Source organism: Micromonospora sp. II (assembly GCF_001709195.1).
Taxonomy (GTDB): domain Bacteria; phylum Actinomycetota; class Actinomycetes; order Mycobacteriales; family Micromonosporaceae; genus Micromonospora; species Micromonospora chalcea.
In genome coordinates, this window is record NZ_LYXF01000023.1 from 21,061 (window position 1) to 42,966 (window position 21,906).

At 73.7% G+C, this 21,906-nt stretch carries 17 protein-coding genes and 1 pseudogene; 10 read left to right on the forward strand and 8 right to left on the reverse strand.

Translation table 11 applies throughout. From position 1 onward, the window contains the following. Positions 1 to 18: 18 nt before the first annotated feature. Positions 19 to 525, reverse strand: coding sequence for a MarR family winged helix-turn-helix transcriptional regulator (locus A8711_RS12140; protein ID WP_069088258.1), 507 nt, complete (start codon positions 523 to 525; stop codon positions 19 to 21). 89 nt (positions 526 to 614) lie between these two features. On the opposite strand from A8711_RS12140, the pseudogene A8711_RS32815 reads away from it, so the two are divergent. Further along, a pseudogene (locus tag A8711_RS32815) lies at positions 615 to 1,388 on the forward strand (EamA family transporter); the annotation flags it as partial. Between the two features lie 176 nt (positions 1,389 to 1,564). Here A8711_RS32815 and A8711_RS32820 read toward each other — a convergent pair. Then, a complete protein-coding gene (locus A8711_RS32820) occupies positions 1,565 to 2,029 on the reverse strand; it encodes a hypothetical protein (protein ID WP_223201312.1) in 465 nt (154 codons plus the stop codon). Between the two features lie 243 nt (positions 2,030 to 2,272). Here A8711_RS32820 and A8711_RS12150 point away from each other — a divergent pair, with 243 nt between their 5' ends. From A8711_RS12150 to valS, 5 genes are all read left to right on the forward strand, one after another. Beyond that, a complete protein-coding gene (locus A8711_RS12150) occupies positions 2,273 to 3,724 on the forward strand; it encodes an AlkA N-terminal domain-containing protein (protein ID WP_069088260.1) in 1,452 nt (483 codons plus the stop codon). Then, the gene (locus tag A8711_RS12155) at positions 3,721 to 4,233 is read left to right on the forward strand and encodes a methylated-DNA--[protein]-cysteine S-methyltransferase (protein WP_069088261.1); all 513 of its coding nucleotides are present in this window, start codon (positions 3,721 to 3,723) and stop codon (positions 4,231 to 4,233) included. The genes A8711_RS12150 and A8711_RS12155 overlap by 4 nt, the downstream gene beginning before the upstream one ends. A 37-nt stretch (positions 4,234 to 4,270) precedes the next feature. After that, a complete protein-coding gene (locus A8711_RS12160) occupies positions 4,271 to 6,091 on the forward strand; it encodes an ABC transporter ATP-binding protein (protein WP_064448847.1) in 1,821 nt (606 codons plus the stop codon). A 137-nt stretch (positions 6,092 to 6,228) separates the two neighbouring features. Further along, positions 6,229 to 8,061: an ABC transporter ATP-binding protein gene (locus A8711_RS12165; RefSeq protein ID WP_233607665.1), complete on the forward strand. Its 1,833-nt coding sequence runs from the start codon at positions 6,229 to 6,231 to the stop codon at positions 8,059 to 8,061. A gap of 152 nt (positions 8,062 to 8,213) precedes the next feature. After that, positions 8,214 to 10,778 (forward strand): valine--tRNA ligase, encoded by a 2,565-nt coding sequence (gene valS / locus A8711_RS12170; RefSeq protein WP_069088276.1) that lies wholly within the window; start codon positions 8,214 to 8,216, stop codon positions 10,776 to 10,778. Between the two features lie 109 nt (positions 10,779 to 10,887). Here the strand turns inward: valS and A8711_RS12175 are convergent, their stop codons facing one another. The 5 genes from A8711_RS12175 to A8711_RS12195 all read right to left on the reverse strand — a co-directional run bounded on the left by A8711_RS12175 (position 10,888) and on the right by A8711_RS12195 (position 14,929). Then, positions 10,888 to 11,325 (reverse strand): hypothetical protein, encoded by a 438-nt coding sequence (locus tag A8711_RS12175; protein ID WP_176722806.1) that lies wholly within the window; start codon positions 11,323 to 11,325, stop codon positions 10,888 to 10,890. 152 nt (positions 11,326 to 11,477) lie between these two features. Next, on the reverse strand, positions 11,478 to 12,188 hold the full coding sequence (locus A8711_RS12180) for an ABC transporter permease (protein WP_043328383.1): 711 nt from the start codon (positions 12,186 to 12,188) through the stop codon (positions 11,478 to 11,480). Further along, complete coding sequence (locus A8711_RS12185; protein ID WP_069088263.1) at positions 12,188 to 13,147, reverse strand: ABC transporter ATP-binding protein; 960 nt, start codon at positions 13,145 to 13,147, stop codon at positions 12,188 to 12,190. The genes A8711_RS12180 and A8711_RS12185 overlap by 1 nt, the downstream gene beginning before the upstream one ends. Beyond that, positions 13,144 to 14,022: an ABC transporter permease gene (locus tag A8711_RS12190; protein ID WP_069088264.1), complete on the reverse strand. Its 879-nt coding sequence runs from the start codon at positions 14,020 to 14,022 to the stop codon at positions 13,144 to 13,146. Before A8711_RS12190 ends, A8711_RS12185 begins: the two co-directional genes overlap by 4 nt. Next, positions 14,015 to 14,929: an ABC transporter ATP-binding protein gene (locus A8711_RS12195; protein WP_064448851.1), complete on the reverse strand. Its 915-nt coding sequence runs from the start codon at positions 14,927 to 14,929 to the stop codon at positions 14,015 to 14,017. Before A8711_RS12195 ends, A8711_RS12190 begins: the two co-directional genes overlap by 8 nt. 152 nt (positions 14,930 to 15,081) lie before the next feature. On the opposite strand from A8711_RS12195, the gene A8711_RS12200 reads away from it, so the two are divergent. The 4 genes from A8711_RS12200 (at position 15,082) to galT (ending at position 20,319) form a co-directional block, all read left to right on the forward strand. Further along, a complete protein-coding gene (locus A8711_RS12200) occupies positions 15,082 to 16,629 on the forward strand; it encodes a glycosyltransferase family 2 protein (RefSeq protein ID WP_069088265.1) in 1,548 nt (515 codons plus the stop codon). A 130-nt stretch (positions 16,630 to 16,759) separates the two neighbouring features. Further along, positions 16,760 to 18,289 carry an adenylyl-sulfate kinase gene (gene cysC / locus A8711_RS12205; RefSeq protein WP_043328378.1) on the forward strand — a complete coding sequence of 510 codons (1,530 nt, stop codon included), beginning with the start codon at positions 16,760 to 16,762 and terminating at the stop codon, positions 18,287 to 18,289. A 171-nt stretch (positions 18,290 to 18,460) separates the two neighbouring features. Further along, positions 18,461 to 19,249 (forward strand): DeoR/GlpR family DNA-binding transcription regulator, encoded by a 789-nt coding sequence (locus A8711_RS12210; protein ID WP_069088266.1) that lies wholly within the window; start codon positions 18,461 to 18,463, stop codon positions 19,247 to 19,249. Continuing rightward, positions 19,246 to 20,319, forward strand: a complete 1,074-nt coding sequence (gene galT, locus A8711_RS12215) for a galactose-1-phosphate uridylyltransferase (RefSeq protein WP_043328374.1) — start codon at positions 19,246 to 19,248, stop codon at positions 20,317 to 20,319. The genes A8711_RS12210 and galT overlap by 4 nt, the downstream gene beginning before the upstream one ends. Positions 20,320 to 20,632: 313 nt before the next feature. On the opposite strand, the gene A8711_RS12220 is transcribed toward galT, so the two are convergent. Then, positions 20,633 to 21,850 (reverse strand): NADP-dependent isocitrate dehydrogenase, encoded by a 1,218-nt coding sequence (locus A8711_RS12220; RefSeq protein WP_043328372.1) that lies wholly within the window; start codon positions 21,848 to 21,850, stop codon positions 20,633 to 20,635. Between the last annotated feature and the right edge of the window lie 56 nt (positions 21,851 to 21,906).

Here is a 21,906-nt window from a genome sequence, read left to right on the forward strand (position 1 = left end):
GGCCGATGACAGTGACGATCATTGTGCCGGACCGGAGGTATCGGCCGCGGCGAGCAGCGTACGCAGCAGGTCGGCCAGCCGCTCCTGGTCGGCCGGGGGCAGCGCGTCGAGGATCCGCCGCTGCACCGCGAGCCCGGCCTCGGCGGACTCCTCGACCACCCGGCGACCGGTGTCGGTGAGTGTGACCCGCAGCGCCCGCCGGTCAGCCGGGTCCGGCGAGCGCCGTACCAGGCCGGCCCGTTCGAGGCGGTCGAGCCGCCCGGTCATGCCGCCCGAGGTGAGCATCAGCGAGGCGGCGAGCGCCTTCGGCGCCAGCGTGTACGGCTCACCGGAGCGGCGCAGCGCGGCGAGCACGTCGAACTCACCTCGGCCGATGCCCCAGGCCGCGTACACCTTCTCCTGGCCGTTGCCGACCAGCCGGGCGAGCCGGTAGATGCGGCCGAACACGGCCATCGGCTCGGGCCGCATGCCGGGTCGTTCCCGCCGCCACTGCTCGACGATCGCGTCCACCTCGTCGCCTGTCACGGCTGCCGATTGTGCCCCACGTCCCACTTCCCTTTTCGCTCGGGCCTGAGTAGCTTAGCCCTAAGATACTTAGAGCTGAGGAAGCTGCTGTGAACTCTCGCTGGACCGACGTCGCGCTCACCGCCGCCGCCCCCGTCACCTGGGGCACCACCTACCTGGTCACCGCCGAACTCCTGCCCCCGGACCGGCCGCTCTGGGCCGGCGCGATCCGCGCCCTCCCGGCCGGTCTGCTGCTGCTCGCGCTGACCCGACGGCGACCACACGGCCTCTGGTGGGGGCGGGCCGCCGTGCTCGGCGCGCTCAACATCGGGGTGTTCTTCCCGCTGCTCTTCCTCGCCGCGTACCGGCTGCCCGGCGGCACCGCCGCCGTGCTCGGCGCCGCCCAGCCGCTGCTGGTGGCGGTGCTGACGGTCGCGCTGCTCCGCGACCGCCCCACCCGGCCGGCGCTGGTCGCCGCCGTGGCCGCCCCGCTCGGCGTCGCCCTCGTAGTGCTGCGCCCCGGCGCCGGCCTCGACCCGCTCGGCGTCACCGCCGGGCTCGCCGGGGCCGTGGCGATGGCCGCCGGGCTGGTGCTCACCCGCCGCTGGGGCCGGCCACCCGGAGTGGGCATCCTGGCCGCGACGAGCTGGCAGCTCGTCGCCGGTGGCCTGATGATCGTGCCGGTCGCCGCCGCCGTCGAGGGCGCGCCGCCCGTGCCCGACGGACCGGCAGTGCTCGGGTACGCGTGGCTCGGGCTGGCCGGCACCGCGCTGGCGTACGTGCTGTGGTTCCGGGGCGCGGCGCGACTGCCGGTGTCCCGCGTGTCGGTGCTCGGCGCGTTGAGCCCGCTGACTGCGGCGACGCTCGGCTGGGCGGTGCTCGGTGAGGCGCTGGACCCGGTCCAGCTCGCCGGTTTCGCGGTGGCCGTGGCGGCGATGGTGCTCGCCCAGATGCCGGACCGGCCTCCTCGCCCGCGGCTGGGTGGCGACGCGGACCACCCGGCGATGGCGCTGGTCGGCGTTCGGGCGGGCGGCGGAGCGGTGGGCTGGTGGCGGCGCCGTCAGCCGGCCCGCAGCCGGCGCCAGTCGTCCGGCCACGCCTCGGCGGCGACACCCTCGGGCAGCGCACCGGCCGGCAGTTGCGCCGCGGCGGCCAGCGGCAGCGTGAACCGGTGCGCGGCGGCGGGCCCGGCCTCGTACGACCGGTCGAGCAGCCACCGCACCTCGTCGGCGGTCCAGCCCAGGCCGGACCGGGCGGCGATCTCCCGGACCAGCCGCAGGCCGACCCGGGTGTCGTCGTCGTAGAAGCGCATGCACCAGTGGTGCGCCCACATGCCGAGCGCGCGCAGCCCGTCCGGGTCGAGCGAGCCGGCCAGCCGGCCGCAGGCGGTGTCGGGGAAGGGGCGCCCGGGGTCACCGGCCCGGTCGCGCTCGATCGCGCCGTAGGCGGCCGGCGCCACCAACCTCATCCGCTCGTAGAAGCCCTGCACCACCGCGGCGTCCAACGGTGCCCGCCCCGATCGCATCAGCGGACACCCCGCCCGGCCACGCTCGCCATGCCCCGCACCTTTTCTTGAGTTGGTGGCGGGACCGTACCGACCACTTACGACACTTTCTCGGGTCCGCCGGGCATGATCCACACCATTCCGCCGAGGTGGCGGCATCCGGGAACCGGCGATACCGCCACCTCCCCGAGCTGGCGCGACTGCCACACGTCATGTCCGAATACCGCCAGCCACGGCCGGGGACGGCGAGGCAGGATCGGGGGCATGGAGCTGGACTTTGAGCGGTGTTACCGGGCCGTCGACAGCCGCGATCCGCGGTTCGACGGCTGGTTCTACACCGGCGTGACGTCGACCGGGATCTACTGCCGGCCGTCCTGTCCGGCGATGACGCCCAAGCGGCAGAATGTCCGCTTCTTCCCGTCGGCCGCCGCCGCGCAGGGGGCCGGGCTGCGGGCGTGCCGCCGGTGCCGGCCGGACGCGGCGCCGGGCTCCCCGCAGTGGGACGTCCGGGCCGACCTGGTCGGCCGCGCCATGCGGCTGATCGCCGACGGCGTGGTCGACCGCGACGGGGTGCCCGGGCTGGCCGGCCGGCTGGGCTACACCGAGCGGCACCTGCACCGGATGCTCCAGGCCGAGCTGGGCGCCGGCCCGCTGGCGCTGGCCCGGGCACAGCGCGCGCAGACCGCCCGGATCCTGATCGAGACCACCGGCCTCGGCCTGGCCGAGGTGGCCTTCGCCGCCGGGTTCGGCAGCGTCCGGCAGTTCAACGAGACGGTCCGTGAGGTCTACGGCGGCACCCCGTCCGAGCTGCGCGCCGGGCGACGCGGTCCGGCCTCGGCCACCGGCGCGGGCACGCTCTCGCTGCGGCTGGCATACCGGCCACCGCTGCACGCGGGCGCGCTGCTGGACTTCCTCGCGCTGCGCGCGCTGCCCGGCGTCGAGGTGGTCCGCGACGGCACCTACCACCGGGGGCTGCGCCTGCCGCACGGTCCCGGCACGGTGGCGCTGACCCCGTCCGACGGCCACATCGACGCCACGTTGCGGCTGGCCGACATGCGTGACCTGGCTCCCGCGGTGGCCCGCTGCCGCCGCCTGCTCGACCTGGACGCCGACCCGGTCGCGGTGGACGCCACCCTGGCCGCCGACCCGGCGCTGGCCCCGGCGGTCGTCGCCGAGCCGGGCGTCCGGCTTCCGCACGCGGTCGACGGCTTCGAGCTGGCCGTCCGCGCCGTCGTGACCCAGCAGGTCTCGCTGACCTCGGCGCGGACCACGCTCACCCGCCTGCTCTCCGCCGTCCGGTCGGCGAGCGGTTCGGGCACCGACGACCCGGCCGACGGCCTGGTGGCGTTCCCGGGTCCCGCCGACGTGCTCGCGGCGCCGGACCCGGCGTTCCGGATGCCGGCCGCCCGCCGGGAGACGATCCGGGCGCTGGCCCGCGCCGTCACCGACGGGACGCTGGACCTGGAACCCGGGGGCGACCGGGAGGAGACGGTCCGGCTCCTGGCCGCGGTGCCCGGCGTCGGCCCGTGGACCAACGGCTACCTGGCCATGCGCGCACTCGGCGACCCCGATGTCGCCCTCACCACCGACCTGGGCGTACGCCGCGGCGCAACCGCGCTCGGCCTGCCCGACACCCCCAAGACCCTGCTCGCGTACGCCGAACGCTGGCGCCCCTGGCGGTCCTACGCGACGATCCGACTCTGGAGAGCAGCATGAGCACTGTGGACAGCACCGTCATCGACACACCGGTCGGCCCGTTGAGCGTGCTCGCCGGCCCCGACGGCGCGGTACGCGCGGCCGGCTTCACGCCCGACCCGGCGGCCCTGGCGCCGTTGACCCACCCGAGCCTGCGTGGTGACCTGCGGGAACGGGCCGACCTCGGTCCGGTCACCGCCGCCGTCCGGGCCTACCTGGACGGAGACCTCGCCGCGATCGACGCGATCCCGGTGGAGCAGCACAGCGGCGGGCTCTTCCTGACGCACGCCTGGCAGGTGCTGCGCGACGTCAAGCCCGGCGACCCGGTCACCTACACCGGGTTCGCCGCGCTGGCCGGACGGCCCGCCGCGGTCCGCGCCGCCGCGGCGGCATGCGCGCGCAACGCGGCAGCGCTCTTCGTGCCCTGTCACCGGGTGCTGCGCACCGACGGCACGCTCGGCGGCTACCGCTGGGGCCTGCCCGTGAAGAAGTGGCTTCTCGGGCATGAGGGACGGGTGACGGCTAGCTGACAGCGAAAACGTCACCCCCGGCGGCTACCGTCGGGTAGTGCCCGCGCCCAGCGACGGCAACCCCGCGGCGCAAGACGACGCCCGGTCCAAGCCGCTGCGCAACCTCTGGCGGCTGCGGCCCTACCTGCGCCCGTACGCGACGGAGTTCGCCTGGCTGCTGGTGGCGGCGCTCGCGGCCACCGCGGCGAGCCTGGCCGTTCCGCTGGTGGTGCAGCGGGTGGTCGACGGGCCGGTGGCCCGGCACGACGAGGCCGGGCTGCTGCGGCTCGGCGCCCTGGCGCTGCTGCTCGGGCTGGCCGAGGCGGTTCTCATCTTCATCCGCCGCTGGACCCAGTCGTCGTCCTCGGTGGGCATGGAGGCGGCCATCCGCGCCGACATCTACGCCCACCTGCAACGGCTCCCGGCCGGCTTCCACGACCGCTGGCAGTCCGGCCAGTTGCTGTCCCGGATCACCAGCGACCTCTCGGTGATCCGGCGGTTCCTCTCCTTCGGGCTGCTGTTCCTGGTCCTCAACCTGATCACCTACGTCGCCGTGGTGGTGCTGCTGATCCGGCTGCACCCCTGGCTGGGGTCGCTGGTCGCGGCCAGCGCCGTACCGCTGTTCCTGATCAGCCGCCGCTTCGCCCGGCACTACCACGCGGCGTCGCGCCGGATGCAGGACCAGCAGGGCGACGTGGCCACGCTCGTCGAGGAGACCGCGCAGGGGCTGCGCACCATGCGGGCGTACGGGCGGGGGCCGGAACTGGCCGCACGGTTCGCCGTCGGCGCGCGCCGGTTGCACGACACCGGGATCGGCAAGGCGCGGCTGCTGGCCCGCACCTCGGCGCTGTTCGACCTGGTGCCCAACCTGACCCTCGGCGCGGTCCTGGTGACCGGCGCGGCGGCCGTCGCCGAGGGCGCGCTGTCCATCGGGGAGCTGGTCGCGTTCGTCAGCCTCCAGCTCATGCTGATCTGGCCGGTGCAGTCGCTCGGCTGGATCATCGCCAACGGCCAGGAGGCCGCCACCGCCGCCGACCGGATCCAGGAGGTCCTCGACACCCGCCCGACGATCGTGGACGCGCCGCACGCCCGGTCGCTGGAGCGCGCCGACGTACGCGGCCGGCTCCGCTTCGAGGGGGTCACCTTTCGCTACCCGGGCACCTCGGCGCCGGTGCTGCACGACCTGGACCTGACCGTCGAGCCGGGCGAGACGATGGCGCTCGTCGGCGTCACCGGCTGCGGCAAGAGCACGCTGCTGTCGCTCGTCCCCCGGCTGCACGAGGTGACCGGCGGCCGGATCACCGTCGACGGGCGCGACGTGCGTGACCTGCGGCTCGGCTCGCTTCGACGGCTGGTCGGGGTGGCGTTCGAGGAGCCGACCCTGTTCTCCATGTCGGTCTGGGAGAACCTGACGCTGGGGCGGCCGGACGCGGGCGAGGAGGAGGTCCGGGCGGCGCTGGCGCTGGCGCAGGCGGACTTCGCGTACGAGCTGCCCTGGGGGCTGGCCACCCGGGTCGGTGAACAGGGGCTGTCGCTGTCCGGCGGGCAGCGGCAGCGCCTCGCGCTGGCCCGCGCGGTGCTCGGGCGGCCCGCACTGCTGGTGCTCGACGATCCGCTCTCCGCGCTCGACGTGCACACCGAGGCGCTCGTGGAGGCGGCGCTGCGCCGGGTGCTGCGGGAGAGCCGCACCACGGCCCTGCTGGTGGCGCACCGCCCCTCGACAGTGGCGCTGGCGGACCGGGTGGCGCTGCTGGACGGCGGCCGGATCGTCGCCGTCGGCACCCACTCGGAGCTGCTGGCCCGGGTGCCGGCGTACCGGGCGGTGCTCTCCGCCGAGCCGGAGCGCCGTTCCGGCGGCGTCGGTCTGGTGCGCTCGTGACCGGCGGCGCGCCGCGGGTGCCCCGGCCCCGCGACGCGCCGCGCGACACCGGCGCGCGCACCGCCGGGCACGGGCAGGCGCACGGCGCAGCCGGCGCACGCCACGACGACGCGAACCGCACCGGCGGACGCGACGACCTGTCCCGCTGGCGCGGCCGGGCCACCGACCCGGACGCCGACCGCAGCCGCGCCGAGGACTCCTCCCCGGCGGCGGTGGCCCGGCTCCGCGCCCGCAGCCGGCTCCTGCTGCGGCAACTGCTGCGCCCGCACCGGCGTGCGCTCGGGCTGGCGGTGGCGCTTCTGCTGGCCCAGAACGCCGCCGCGATGTCCGGCCCGTACCTGGTCATGCTCGGCATCGACCGGGGCATCGGGCCACTGCGGGCCGGTGATCCCGGCCCGCTGATCGCTGTCGCCGCCGCGTTCGTGGTGGCGACAACCGTCGAGTACGCGGCCCGGCGCGCGTTCCTCACCCTCGCCGCCCGGATCGGTCAGGCCGTCCTGCTTGACCTGCGCCGACGGGTGTACGGGCACTTCCTCCGCCTCGACGTCGGTTTCCACGAGCGCTACACCTCCGGGCGGATGGTGTCCCGGCTGACGAGCGACCTGGAGTCGATCGCCGAACTGGTCGACGGGGGCATCGACAAGCTGGTGATGGCCGGGCTGTCAGTGCTGTCGGTGGCGGGCATCCTGCTCTGGCTGGACCTGCCGCTGGCGGCGGTGACGCTGCTCGCGTTCCCGTTCCTGTTCCTGCTGTCACGCTGGTTCGCGCGCGCGTCGGCGGGCGCGTACCGGCGTACCCGGGAGGCGGTGGCGCTGGTCATCGTGCACTTCGTGGAGTCGCTGCGCGGGATCCGGGCCGTGCAGGCGTACCGGCGGGAGCCCCGCAACGAGCGCATCTTCGCCGCCGTGAACGACGACTACCGGCGCTCCAGCCTGCGCGCGTTTCGGCTGATCGCGATCTACTCGCCGGGCATCCGGCTGATCGGCAACCTGACCACGGCGGTGGTGCTCGGGTACGGCGGCTGGCGGGTGCTGGGCGGCGGCGTGGAGGTGGGCGTGCTCGCCGCGTTCCTGCTCTACCTGCGCCGGTTCTTCGAGCCGATGGAGGAGCTGAGCCAGTTCTACAACGCGCTCCAGTCGGCGACCGCCGCGTTGGAGAAGCTGGCCGGGGTGCTGGACGAGCGTCCGGCGGTGGCCGAACCGGCGGATCCGGTGCCGCTGCCGGCCGGGGCGCCGCGCGGGGCGGTGACGTTCCGCGCCGTCGACTTCGGCTACCGGCGGCAGACGCCGATCCTGTCCGGCCTGGACCTGGTCGTGCCGCCCGGGCAGACGGTGGCGCTGATCGGGCCGACCGGCGCCGGGAAGTCCACAGTCGCGAAGCTGCTGGCCCGGTTCCACGACCCGGACGCGGGCGCTGTCGACCTGGACGGGGTGAACCTGCGTGACCTGGCCGACGCCGAACTGCGCCGGGCGGTGGTGCTGGTGACCCAGGAGACCCACCTGTTCAGCGGATCCGTGGCCGACAACATCAGGTTCGGGCGGCCGGACGCGGACGACGAGGCGGTGGTCGCGGCGGCGCGGGCGATCGGCGCGCACGACTTCATCGCCGCGCTGCCCGACGGGTACGCCACGGACGTGCACCGGCGCGGCGGGCGGCTGTCCGCCGGGCAGCGGCAGCTCGTCGCGTTCGCCCGGGCGTTCCTCGCCGACCCGCGGGTGCTGATCCTGGACGAGGCGACCTCGTCGCTGGACGTGCCGACCGAGCGGTTGGTGCAGCGGGCCCTGCACAACGTGCTGCGCGACCGCACCGCCTTGGTGATCGCCCATCGTCTCTCCACCGTGGAGACGGCGGACCGGGTGCTGGTGCTCGACGACGGCCGGATCGTGGAGGACGGCCCACCGGCCGAGCTGATCGCCGCCGACGGCCGCTACGCCGCCCTGCACCGCCAGTGGCGCGACTCGCTCCTCTAGCTCGCTCCTCCGACCCTCGTTGATCTTGCACTTGCGGCCCGAGGGATGCCCGAAAAGCGGCTTGTGCCGGGGCGGCAAGCGCAAGATCGGCGAGGACGCGCGGGGTGGGGAAAGTCGTGGAGTGCGGCAACCGGGCTGCCTACCATCGGACGATGACCGACACGACGATCAGCGCCCGCGGCGGCGTCCCCGAGCGTCCGAGCCTGGACGGCCTCGAGGAGACCTGGGCCCGCCGCTGGCAGTCCGACGGCACGTACGCGTTCGACCGTACGAAGGAGCGGTCGGACGTATACGCGATCGACACTCCCCCGCCGACCGTGTCGGGCGAACTGCACATGGGGCACGTGTTCTCGTACACGCACACCGACACGGTGGCCCGGTTCCAGCGGATGCGCGGGCGCACGGTCTTCTACCCGATGGGCTGGGACGACAACGGGCTGCCCACCGAACGCCGGGTGCAGAACGTGTACGGCGTGCGTCCCGACCCGGCGCTGCCGTACGACAGCAACTGGCGGCCGCCGTCCGCGCCGGTGGACGACGCGGCCCGGAAGAACCCGACGGCGATCTCCCGGCGTAACTTCATCGAGCTGTGCGAACTGCTCACCGTGGAGGACGAGAAGGCGTTCGAGGCGCTGTGGCGGCGGCTCGGGCTGTCCGTGGACTGGTCGCTGACGTACACCACGATCGGGTCGGCGGCCCGCGCCGCGAGCCAGCGTGCGTTCCTGCGGAACCTGGCTCGGGGTGAGGCGTACCAGGCGGAGGCGCCGACGCTGTGGGACGTTGGGTACGGCACCGCCGTGGCGCAGGCGGAGCTGGAGGACCGGGAGCGGCCCGGCGCGTACCACCGGCTGCGGTTCACCGGCCCGGACGGCCGCGAGGTGCTGATCGACACCACCCGGCCGGAGCTGCTGCCGGCGTGCGTGGCGCTGGTCTGCCACCCCGACGACGAGCGGTACGCGGACCTGGTCGGCGCGTCCGCGCGTACCCCGGTGTTCGGGGTCGAGGTGCCGGTGCGCGCGCATCCGCTGGCGGACCCGGCCAAGGGCACGGGCATCGCGATGGTCTGCACGTTCGGTGACCTGACCGACGTGACCTGGTGGCGTGAGCTGCGGCTGGACACCCGCGTGGTGATCGGCCGGGACGGGCGGCTGCTGCCGGAGCCGCCGGCCGGCGTGCCGGCGGCGCCCTACGCGGCGCTGGCCGGGCAGACGGTGAACGGCGCCCGGCGGACGCTGGTGGAGCTGCTGGCCGACGCGGGTGATCTGGTCGGCGAGCCGCGCCCGATCACGCACCCGGTGAAGTTCTACGAGCGCGGCGACCGGCCGCTGGAGATCGTCTCGACCCGGCAGTGGTATCTGCGCAACGGCGGCCGGGACGCCGGCCTGCGCGAGGAGCTGCTGGCCCGGGGTCGGGAGCTGCGCTGGGTGCCGGAGCACATGCGGCACCGCTACGAGCACTGGGTGGGCGGCCTCACCGGTGACTGGCTGGTCAGCCGGCAGCGGTTCTTCGGCGTGCCGGTGCCGGTGTGGTACCGGCTCGACGACACTGGCGAGCCGGACTGGACCCACCCTCTCACACCGGACGAGGCGACGCTCCCGATCGACCCGAGCAGCGAACCGCCGCCCGGATACGAGGAGTCGCAGCGCGGCGTGCCGGGCGGTTTCACAGGCGACCCGGACGTGCTGGACACCTGGGCCACCTCGTCGCTGACCCCGCAGATCGTCGGCGGCTGGGACACCGACCCGGACCTGTTCGCCCGGGTCTTCCCGATGGACCTGCGCCCGCAGGGGCACGACATCATCCGGACCTGGCTGTTCGCCACCGTCGCCCGGTCCCACCTGGAGCACGGCGCGCTGCCCTGGCACACGGCGGTGCTCTCCGGCTGGATCCTCGACCCGGACCGCAAGAAGATGTCGAAGTCCAAGGGCAACGTGGTCACGCCGATGGCGCTGCTGGAACAGAACGGCTCCGACGCGGTCCGCTACTGGGCCGCCAACGGCAAGCCGGGCATGGACCTCGCCTTCGACCCGGCCCAGGTCAAGGTGGGCCGGCGGCTGGCCACCAAGCTGCTCAACGCGTCGCGGTTCGCGCTCGGGCTGGGCGCCGCCGACGCGCTGCGGGCCGCGGCGACCCAACCGCTGGACACCGCGATGCTCGCCGAACTGTCCGGCGTGGTCGCGACCGCGACCACCGCCTTCGACGGGTACGACCACACGGCCGCCCTGATGGCCACCGAGGCGTTCTTCTGGCGGTTCTGCGACGACTACATCGAGTTGGTGAAGGAGCGCGCCTACGGCACCGGGCCGGCGGCCGACTCGGCCCGGGCGGCGCTGGCGACCGCGTTGTCGGTGCAGTTGCGCCTGTTCGCGCCGGTGCTGCCGTTCGTCACCGAGGAGGTCTGGTCGTGGTGGCGGTACGGCTCGGTGCACCGCTCGCCGTGGCCGACCACGTACGAGGTGGGCCGCGCGACGCAGGCGCCGGGTGACCCGGAACTGCTGCGACTGGCCGCTGACGCGCTGGGTCAGGTGCGCCGCGCCAAGTCGGAACGGAAGCTGTCGATGAAGGCGGACGTGCCGCTGGCCGAGGCGCTCGGACCGGCGGCGGTGCTGGACCAGCTCGGCACGGTCGCCGACGACCTGCGCGCGGCGGGCCGGATCGCGAAGCTGGACCTGCTGCCGGATCGCACCACCGAACTGGTCATCGCCTGCGCGTTCTGAGCGCCGCCGGCGATGTAAGGAAGGGCCCCTTCTTAACGCCTGGCGTTGTAGAAGGGGCCCTTCTTAACACCCGAAGGGCCGGCCGGACCGGCCCGCGGCGGTGCATTCCTCAGTCGGCCGCGCAGGCCGCCTTGAGCTTGTCCCGGGCGGCGGTGAGATCCGCCCTGCTCGGCGCCTTGCCCGGCGCCTTGGCCCAGGCGTCGGCGAGGTCGCTCATCTCGGTCGCGACGCCCTTCACCGCGCTGTTCACCTCGTCGCTGTTGGTGAAGGCGTGCGTGTAGAGCGTGGCCGCGCCCGCCGAGTACTGCGCGCTGACCGCCGAGTGACCGGCCGGCGGGCCGATCTTCTCCGCCTCGGCCACCTCCTTCAGGGCGGCCGTGATGTCCTTCTCCGCCGTCGTGCAGGTCTTCCGGGTGGCCTCGTCGAGGCCCACCGGGGCCGGCGTCACCGGCGGCACGGACGTGGCGGCCGGGGCGGAGGGCGCCGCCGACCCGGCCGAGGGGGTGTCCTCGTCGTCGCCGCAGCCGGACATGACGATCATCGCCACCGCGGCCGGAGCCAGCAGGGCGAAGCGAGCTGAACGCACAGTGTTCTCCCCGTGTCGGTGTTCGTAGCCGCCGCAAACTAGCAGACCGGACACGGCAGGGCGGAACCCGTTTTCCGTCGCGAACGCCGGAAAACGGGTCCCGCCCTGCGGGCTCAGCTCGTCTCGCCGGCCACGCTGAACGAGCGCAGGCGGTCGATCGCCAGCACGGTGAACCCGACCGCCACCAGCGCGGTGAGCACCGCCGCGACCGGCACCGAGACACTGGTGCCGAGCAGCGGCGTCGGCGCCATCCGGTCGGCCAGGGCGATCACCCACTGCTGGATCGACAGCACCCGGGTGCCGCTGACGAACCGGCCCAGCAGGCCTTCCCAGATCAGCACGTAGACCAGGCCGAGCAGCACCGGCCGCCGGGTCACCAGGCTCAGCGCCAGGAACAGCGCCGAGTACGCCAGCGCGCCCGCCGCAGAGGCGACGACCAGAGCGAGTCCGAGGCGTACCGAATCGGCGAGCACGCCCGCGACGTAGATCGGGACACCGACGGTGACCGCCGTGACGCCGGCCGCGACCGCCAGCTTCGGCAGCACGATCTGCCAGCGCGGCAGCGGCTTGGTGAGGATGTGCACGACGGTGCCGTCGTCGATCTCCGCGCCGAGCACGCCCGTGCCCACGATCAGCGCCACCACCGGCAGCACCACCGCCAGGCCGAGACCGACGAGCACCGGCGGGCCCCACTGGCCGGGGTCGACGCCGAGCGACCGGCAGAGCACCGCCAGGCCGATCAGGATCAGCGGCAACGGCAGCAGCATGAGGAACCGGCTCCGGCCGAACAGGCCGCGCGCGGTGATCCAGGTGACTGTCGACATCATGCCTCCACCAGATACGAGAAGACGCTCTCCAGCGACTCGTCCTCCGGCAGGAGCTGCCGGACCCGGATGCCGTGCCGGAGCGCGATCCGGGGCAGGGCCCGGGTGAACGCGCCGTAGTCGCCGGCCTTGACGGTCAGGCCGGTGCGGCCCAGCTCGACGCCGGAGACCGACGCCTCGGCCATCAGCGCCACCGCCAGGGCGCGGTCGTCGGTGGAGCGGACCGCGAACACGTGCGGCCGGTTGGTCATCAGGCGGCGGATGGTCCGGTAGTCGCCGGAGGCGGCCAGCCGGCCGGCGACCATCACCTGGACGGTGCCGGAGACCTGCTCGACCTCCTCCAGGATGTGCGAGCTGAACAGGATGGTCCGTCCCGCGTCGCCGAGCCGGTGCAGCAGCGCCATCATGTGCAGCCGCTGGCGCGGGTCCATCCCGTTGAACGGCTCGTCGAGCAGCAGCACCTGCGGGTCGTGCACCAGCGCGGCGGCGACCCGGGTGCGCTGCCGCATGCCCTTGGAGTAGGTGCCGATCCGGCGGGTCTGCGCGTCCTCCATCTCGACCAGCTCGATCGCCCGCTTCGTGGCGGCCTCCGGGTCGGGCAGCCGGTGCAGCTTCGCGCTGGCCAGCACGAACTCGTACGCGCTGAGGAACGTGTGCACCGCCTCGCGCTCGCTGACCAGGCCGAGCCGCCGGTAGACGCCGGGGTTGCGCCAGGTCGGCTCCCCGTCCAGCGTCACGGTGCCGCGCGACGGCGACAGGAAGCCCGCCATCATGTGCAGCAGCGTGGTCTTGCCGGCGCCGTTGGGGCCGAGCAGGCCGGTCACGCCGGGGCCGAGCCGCATGGTGACGTCGTTGACCGCCACCACGTTGCCGTACCAGCGGGAGACACCGGCCAGGTCGAGCGTGCTCGTCGCGGTGGCGGGCGCGCCGGCCGTCGACTGGGTGCTGATCGCCGTCATCGGGCGGCCACCTTCCGGTATCGCAGGAGCAGCAGGCTGACGCAGGCGGCGACCAGCAGCACGGCGACCACGGCGTAGACCGGCCCGAAGTCGCCGATCGGCATGCCACCCCGTCCCTGGGTCAGCCGGTCGCCGAGCGCCCAGTTGCCCACGCCGCCGACGAGCGTCGGCGGGGAGGCGACGAAGGCCAGCTCGTTGATCGTCCGCGAGGGCAGGATGGACAGCACGCCGACGACCGGCGTGGTCATCAGGAAGACCGCCACGATGCCGCCGGCCGCGAACGCGCGCTTGCCGGTCAGCGAGGCGACGAGCAGCGCGATCGAGGCGAACACCACCGCCCAGAGCCCGGCGTAGAGCAGCCCGGGCAGCAGGTCGAGCAGTTCGTCCCACACCCCGCGTACGCCCCGGTTCGTGGTGAACGCGGCGCCGAGGAACATCACCAGCTGCGGGCCGCCGAGCAGCAGCCACAGCGCGGTGACAAGCGCCAGCAGCTTGGACAGCGCGTAGTCGCCGCGCGGCAGCGGCCGGGAGAAGTACAGCGGCAGCACGCCGCTGCGCAGGTCGCGGGAGACCAGCTCGGGCGCGGCCACCGCGGCGAAGAAGATGACCAGCCAGCTCATCGCGTCGGCGAACTGGGCGTACGTCATCACCACCTCGCCGATCTGGCTGCGCACCGCGGTGACCCCGGCGGCCACCACGGTCACCACGGAGACGACCAGCCACGGGAAGATCTTCGCCTTGGCACTGCGGCCCAGCCCGAAGACGGTACGCACGCCGTGCAGGTAGAGCGCGCCGAAGACCTGCCGGCGGCCGAGCCGCGGGCCGGTGTAGCGCTGGTAGCCGATGTCGTGGATGACCCCGGTCGCGTCAGACATGGCTGGGCTCCCTCGCGGCGAAGAGTTCGGCCACCCGGTGCCGCCGCTGGTCCAGCCGGTGCAGCGGCAGGTCCAGCTCGGCGACCGCGCCGAGGATCTGGTCGTAGGTGGCGTCGTCGGCGAGCGGGACGAGCAGCAGCCGCCCGTCGCGGGTCACCGGCAGGTCGAGCGCGGCGAGCCGGGCGGCCAGGTCGTCGGTGCCCTCGCTCACCTCGACGGCGAGCACGTCGGTGGCGGTGGTCATGGCGGACACCCGGTCGGCGCGCAGCAGCCGGCCGCCGTCGATGGCGACGAGCGTGTCGCAGATCCGCTCCACCTCGCCGAGCAGGTGCGAGCAGACCACCACCGAGATGCCGAACTCGGTGCCGATCCGGTGGATCAGCGCGAGCATGGCGTCCCGGCCGGCCGGGTCGAGGCCGTTCGTCGGCTCGTCGAGCAGCAGCAGATCGGGATCGTGTACGAGCGCCTGGGCGAGCTTGACCCGCTGCTTCATGCCGGTGGAGTAGCCACCGACGGCCCGGTGCCGCTCCTCGTGCAGGCCGACGTGGCGCAGCGCCTCGGAGGCCCGTTCCCGGGCGACGGTGCGCGGCAGTCCGCTGATCCGGCCCAGGTGGGTGACCAGCTCGGCGGCGGACAGGTCGGGCGGGAGGGCGTCGTGCTCGGGCATGTATCCGACCCGGGCGCGGACCGCGGCCGGGTCGGTGGTCGGGTCGAGGCCGAGCACCTGTACCCGGCCGCTGGTCGGCGGGAGCAGACCCAGCAGGATCTTGATCAGAGTGGACTTGCCGGCGCCGTTCGCGCCCACCAGCCCGATGATCCCCGGCTCGACCGATACGGTGAGGTCGGTCAACGCGGTGACCCGGCCTCCGTACGTCTTGGTCAGCGACTCGGTCGCGAGCAGTGTCACGCCGTTCAGCGTAGAACTCCGGGGCCGCGCCGGAGCCCGTCCTGACCCGGGCGATCCCCTGATCCCTCGGCTCCGGGCCCCCTAGGTGACCGACGGGGTAGCGGCGTCGCGGGGAAGCTGCCACCGTGTGAGGCGACTCGACGGGGGGCGTCATGAGCGACGGTACGGACCGGCCGGCGGTGAGCGTGGTGGTGCCCACGTACAACTGCGGGGCCCACCTCGATCCGCTCGTCGCGTCGCTGTCGCGGCAGGGGCTGCCGCCCGGCGGATACGAGGTGATCTTCGCCGACGACGGGTCGACCGACGGGACGCCGCAGCGCCTGGACGAGCTGGCCGCTGCCGACCCGCACGTGCGGGTGCTGCGCCTGCCGCACTCGGGCTGGCCGTCGCGCCCGCGCAACCAGGGGCTGGAGCAGGCACGCGGCGAGTACGTCTTCTTCGCCGACGACGACGACTGGTTCGGCGACGAGGCGCTGGCCCGCCTGCACTCCTGCGCCCGGGCACACGACGCGGACATCGTCGTCGGACGGATGATCGGGCACCGGCGGGGCGTACCGCGGGAGCTGTTCCGGGAGAACCGGTTCGACGCCACCCTGGCGAACGCGCCGCTGGCCGACAGCATGACCTGTCACAAGCTGTTCCGGCGGTCCTTCCTCGACCGGCACGGGCTGCGCTTCCCGGAGGGCCACCCGCGACGCCTGGAGGACCACCGGCTGATGGCGGCGGCCTATCTGCTCGCCGAACGGATCTGCGTGCTGGCCGACCACCCCTGCTACCACCACGCCCGCCGCGAGGACGCGGGCAACGTCACCGCCACCCGGATGGACCCGGCGGAGTACTACGCGGCGCTGCGGGCCGCGATGGACATCGTGGACGCCCACCGCCCACCGGCCGCGGCCCGCCTGCGGCTGCACCGGCGCTGGCTGCGCAAGGAGATGCTGAACCGGCTGCGCGGGCAGGCGCTGCTGAGCGCGCCGGAGCCCTGGGCCGGGCAGGTGGCGGACGAGGTGGGGCAGCTCGTGAAGGAGCGTGTCGCACCCGAGGCGATCGCCGGGGTGCCGCCGATGTACCAGGTGATCGCGCATCTCGCCGCGCAGGGGCGGATGGCCGACCTGCGCCGGCTGGCGGAGTGGGACGTGAGTGTCCGGGCGCACGCCGCCGTCGACCGGTGGCAGGTGGAGGGACGGACGCTGACCGTCGCCGTCTCCGCCCACCTGCGCGCCGGGGACGAGCCGCTGCGCTTCGACGACCGAGGGCTGCCGGTGCTCCCGGTGGCCGGGGCCGCGCCGGACGGTGTCGTGATGCGGGCCGGCGGGGCGAGGACCGACGTGGTGATCCGCCGCCGGGAGACCCGGGAGGAGTTCTTCCTGCCGGTCGACGCCACCACCGAGCCGGCCGCCGACGGCCGGGTCTGTCACCGCAGCACCGCCACCGTCGACTTCGCGGCGCTCGACGGCGGCCGGACCCGGGGCACCTGGGAGGTCCGGGCCCGGGTGATTCAGGCCGGGTGGGCGCTGGACGCGAACCTGCCGCTCGTGGTGCGCTGCGCGGCCGACGGCGGGCCGCCCCGGGTGGAGGATCCGCGCCGGCTCCGCGCCCGGATCCGGCGGGCGGTCCGGCGGATCCGGGATCGCGCGCTCGGCCGGACGGCGCGCGCCGGCAGCCGTTCGCACGATCGACCGGCGGCGGCCCGGCGGTAAGGATTCGAAGACCCCGGTTCGTCCTCGGCACGATCGCCGGAACGCGCGATTACCGGGAGGCCGGGTGGCGCTCTCGACCGATCGCCGGTGGGCTGCGAAACTGTGTGCCGGCCGGTGAGTTGGGGGTTCGATGAGCAACGGGTGGCTGCTGCCCGAGGACGTTCTGCGGGATGCGCCGTCGTACGCGCCCAGACCCGCTGAGCTGGCCGATCTCCAGTTGTTGCTGAGCGGGGCGTACGCGCCGCTCACCGGTTTCATGAGCCGGGCCGACCTGACCTCGCTGAGCCGGCGCGGCCGGCTGGCCGACGGCACCCCGTGGCCGGTGCCGGTGACGCTCCAGGTGCCGGCCGCGCTGGCCGACGGGCTCGACCCGGCGGACCCGGCCCGCCGGGCGGTGGTGCTCACCGACGGCGAGGGCGCGCCGGTCGCGGCGATGGACGTGACGGACGTCTGGCCGGGCCGCGAGGGCCTGGTGGGCGTCGGTGGCACGGTGCGCCGCCTGGGCGACGGCGGCCACGGACCGTTCCAGCGCCTGCGGCGCGGCCCCGACGAGGTACGCGGCCTGCTGCCGCCGGGCCGGGTGCTCGGGGTCTTCGCCGACCGTCCGCTGCACCGCCCGCAACTGGCGCAGATCGCGCACGCGGCCCGCACGCTCGGCGCGCACCTGCTGGTGCTGATCCCGGTGGGCGAGGGGTCGACCGGTGGCCTGCCGTCCGAGGCGCTGGTGCGTACCGTGTTCGCCGCCCGCGACCGGATGCCCCCGGCGACGCTGGTCGCGGTGCCGCTGGCCCGCCGGCGTGACGAGATCAGCGACGCGCTGCTGCGGGCCCGGGTCGCCGCCGCGTACGGCGTGACCCACCTGCTCTCCACCGAGGGCATGCTCTCCGGCGCCGGCCTGCGTGTGCTGGTGCCCCGCGAGCTGGCCTACGACAACCGGGACGGGCAGTGGCGCTGGCGGGAGGACATCCCGCCGCGCAACCGCCGGCTGGCGCTGAGCGTGGAGGAGATCGACGACCTGCTGGACCGGGGCTTCCCGCTGCCCGAGTGGCACACCCCGCCGGCGGTGGCGAAGGAACTGGTCCGGGCCCGCCCGCCGCGGCGGTACCGGGGACTGGTGATCTTCCTGACCGGGCTGTCCGGCTCGGGCAAGTCGACGATCGCCCGGGGCCTGGCCGACGTGCTCCGTGAGCAGGGCGACCGCACGATCACGCTGCTCGACGGCGACGTGGTGCGGCGGGAGCTGTCCGCCGGGCTCGGGTTCAGCAAGTCCGACCGGGATCTCAACGTGCGCCGGATCGGCTGGGTGGCCGCCGAGATCGCCCGGCACCGCGGGGTCGGCATCTGCTGCCCGATCGCGCCGTACGCGGCGGCCCGCGCCACCGCGCGGGAGATGGCCGAGGCGGCCGGCGCGGGCTTCCTGCTGGTCCACGTGGCGACGCCGCTTGAGGTCTGTGAGCAGCGCGACCGCAAGGGCCTGTACGCCCGCGCCCGGGCCGGCCTGCTCACCGGGATGACCGGCATCGACGACCCGTACGAGGAGCCCACCGACGCCGATCTCGTGGTGGACACCTCGGACATCAGCGTCGAGGAGGCCATCGGGAAGGTGATGGAACACCTCACCGAGACCGGCTGGGTGGAGCCCCGCCTCCAGCCCGCCTGACCTTTCGGCCGCCGGACGCGTCCGGCCTGCGAGCGCCTCGACCGCCGTCGTCCGGCCTTACGGACGACGGCGGTTTCGCATCGCCCCTCGCTGCGCGGTAGTGTTCGCCTTTGTTGGAACACGTTCGACCGCGTGAGCATCGCGGTCGGTGACGCTCGGAGGTGGGCCGGAATGCTGGCACGGCAGCGGCAGACGGCGATCCTGGAACGACTGCGTCTCGCCGGCGGCGTCCGGGTCACCGAACTGGCCGCCGAGTTCGGCGTGTCCGACATGACCATCCGCCGCGACCTGGACACGCTGCACGAGCAGGGCCTGCTCGCCAAGGTGCACGGCGGCGCGACGCCCGCCGGTCCCGGCTCGACCGACGAGCCCGGCTTCCGCGCCAAGGCCGACCGCCAGTCCGCCGAGAAGGCGGCGATCGCCGACCACGCCGCAGGGCTGGTCCGGCCCGGCGCCGCCATCGCGCTCTCCGCCGGCACCACCACCGCCGAGCTGGCCCGGCGACTTGTCGACGTGCCCGGCCTCACGGTGGTCACCAACTCGCTGCCGGTGGCGGAGGCGCTGCACATCGGCGGCCGGCCCGACCAGACAGTGGTGCTCACCGGCGGGGTACGCACGCCGTCGGACGCGCTCGTCGGGCCGCTCGCCGTGGCCGCGATCGCCGCGCTCCACCTGGACGTGCTCTTTCTCGGCGTGCACGGCATCAGCGAACGGGCCGGGTTCACCACGCCCAATCTGATGGAGGCGGACACGAACCGGGCGCTCGTGGCCGCCGCGGACCGGCTCGTGGTGCTGGCCGACCACACCAAGTGGGGCACCGTCGGCATCTCGTCGATAGTGCCGCTGGACGCGGCGGACGTGCTGGTCACCGACGACCGGTTGACGCCCGAGGCACGACGGGTACTCGACGACAGGGTGGGCGAGCTGGTGACGGTGCCCGCGCAGAGGGGGGCGCAGTGAAGCGTACGCAGATCGCGCTGGCCGACGGCCGCGAGCTGATCTACTTCGACGAGCGGGACGACGCGGTCCGGGACCAGCCGGACCGGCGGGACCTGCCCCCTCCCCCGCCCGCCTCGCAGCTGCGGTACGACCCGCTGACCGACGAGTGGGTGGCGGTGGCGGTGCACCGGCAGACCCGCACGTTCCTGCCCCCGGCCGACCAGTGCCCGCTGTGCCCGTCCCGGGGCGACCGGCACAGCGAGATCCCGGCGCCCGACTACGACGTCGTCGTGTTCGAGAACCGGTTCCCGTCACTGAGCCAGCGGGTCGCCGACGAACCGGCCGAGATCACGCCGTTCACCCCGGTACGGCCCGGCCTCGGCAGGTGCGAGGTGGTCTGCTTCACCGACGACCACAACGCCTCGTTCGCCCGGCTCCCCCCGCATCGGGTGCGGACCGTGCTGGACGCGCTCGCCGACCGCACCGAAGCGCTGAGCGCGCTGCCCGGCGTGGAGCAGGTCTTCCCGTTCGAGAACCGGGGCGTGGAGATCGGGGTGACGCTTCACCACCCGCACGGGCAGATCTACGCGTACCCGTTCGTCACGCCGCGCACCCGCGACATGCTGGCCGCCGCCCGGCGGCACGCCGAGCGCACCGGCGGCAACCTGTACGCCGACGTGCTGGCCGCCGAACGCGCCTCCGGGGAACGGGTGGTGACGAGCAACGAGCACTGGACCGCGTACGTCCCGGCGGCGGCGCGCTGGCCGTTCGAGGTGCACGTGGCGCCGCACCGGCCGGTGCCGGACATCCCGGCGCTCGACGACGCCGAGCGGGACGCGTTCGGGCCGCTATACCTGGACCTGCTGCGTCGCTTCGACGGGCTGTTCGACCTGCCGATGCCGTACATCGCGGCCTGGCACCAGGCGCCGGTACGGATCGACAGGGAGCTGGGCCACCTGCACCTGCAGCTGTTCAGCATCCGGCGGGCCAAGGACAAGCTGAAGTACCTGGCCGGGTCGGAGTCCGGCATGGGGGTGTTCATCAACGACATCGCCCCCGAGCGAGCCGCCGAGCTGCTGCGCGCCGCATGAAAGGAAGGGCCCCTTGTTAACGCCTGCGGTAGAGAAAGGGCCCCTTCTTAACAACCGCAGCCCGGGCACGGGGGCGCGGGGGGCCCGGGACAGGACCCCCCGCAGGGAAGGGACGGCTGGCTGCGCTCAGCAGCCTCGAAGGTCGGCCGGCCGGCGCGCGGCGACGGCCCACCTTCACGGACGCGACTGGCATCTCGTCCACCCTGTCAACGAGAACGCACCGAGCGAGGTCACGCCGCCCCGACAGCCCTGAGGTGTTAAAAAGGGCCCCTTCTACAACGCGAGGCGTTAAGAAGGGGCCCTTCCTTACACGTCAGGCGGCGAGCCGGCGCGCCAGGTTCTCGTCGAGCGCGTTCATGAACTCGTCGGTGGTCAGCCACGGGGCGTCCCGCGAGATGAGCAGCGCGAGGTCCTTGGTCATCTGGCCGCCCTCGACGGTGTCCACGATGACCTTCTCCAGCGTGTTCGCGAACTCGGTGACCGCCGGGGTGCCGTCCAGCTTGCCCCGGTGGGCCAGGCCCCGGGTCCAGGCGTAGATCGAGGCGATCGGGTTGGTCGAGGTCTTCTCGCCCTTCTGGTACTGCCGGTAGTGCCGGGTGACGGTGCCGTGGGCGGCCTCGGCCTCGACGGTGCGGCCGTCCGGGGAGAGCAGCACCGAGGTCATCAGGCCGAGCGAGCCGAAGCCCTGCGCGACGGTGTCGGACTGCACGTCACCGTCGTAGTTCTTGCAGGCCCAGACGTACCCGCCCTCCCACTTGAGCGCGGCGGCGACCATGTCGTCGATCAGCCGGTGCTCGTAGGTGAGGCCGGCGGCCTCGAACTCGGCCTTGAACTCGTTCTCGAACACCTCGGCGAAGATGTCCTTGAACCGGCCGTCGTACGCCTTGAGGATGGTGTTCTTGGTGGACATGTAGACCGGGTAGTTGCGGTCCAGGCCGTACCGGAACGAGGCGCGGGCGAAGTCCCGGATCGACTCGTCGTAGTTGTACATGCCCATGGCGATGCCGCCGCCGGGGAAGTTGGCGACCTCCATCTCCATCGGGGTGCCGCCGTCGGCCGGGGTGTAGGTGATGGTCACCGTGCCCGGGCCGGGGACGACGAAGTCGGTGGCCTTGTACTGGTCGCCGTGCGCGTGCCGGCCGATGATGATCGGCTTGGTCCAGCCCGGGACGAGCCGCGGCACGTTCGACATGATGATCGGCTCGCGGAAGACCACGCCGCCGAGGATGTTGCGGATGGTGCCGTTCGGCGACCGCCACATCTTCTTCAGGCCGAACTCCTCCACCCGGGCCTCGTCCGGGGTGATGGTGGCGCACTTGACGCCGACGCCGTGCTCCTTGATGGCGTTGGCGGCGTCGACGGTGACCTGGTCGTCGGTGGCGTCACGGTGCTGGATCGACAGGTCGTAGTAGTGCAGGTCGACGTCGAGGTAGGGCAGGATCAGCTGCTCCCGGATCTGCTTCCAGATGATCCGGGTCATCTCGTCGCCGTCGATCTCCACGACCGGGTTGTTTACCTTGATCTTCGCCATCGGCCGGCGCTCCTCTCGGGGGACACGTGCTCAAGCAGTACGAGCGTACTGGAAAC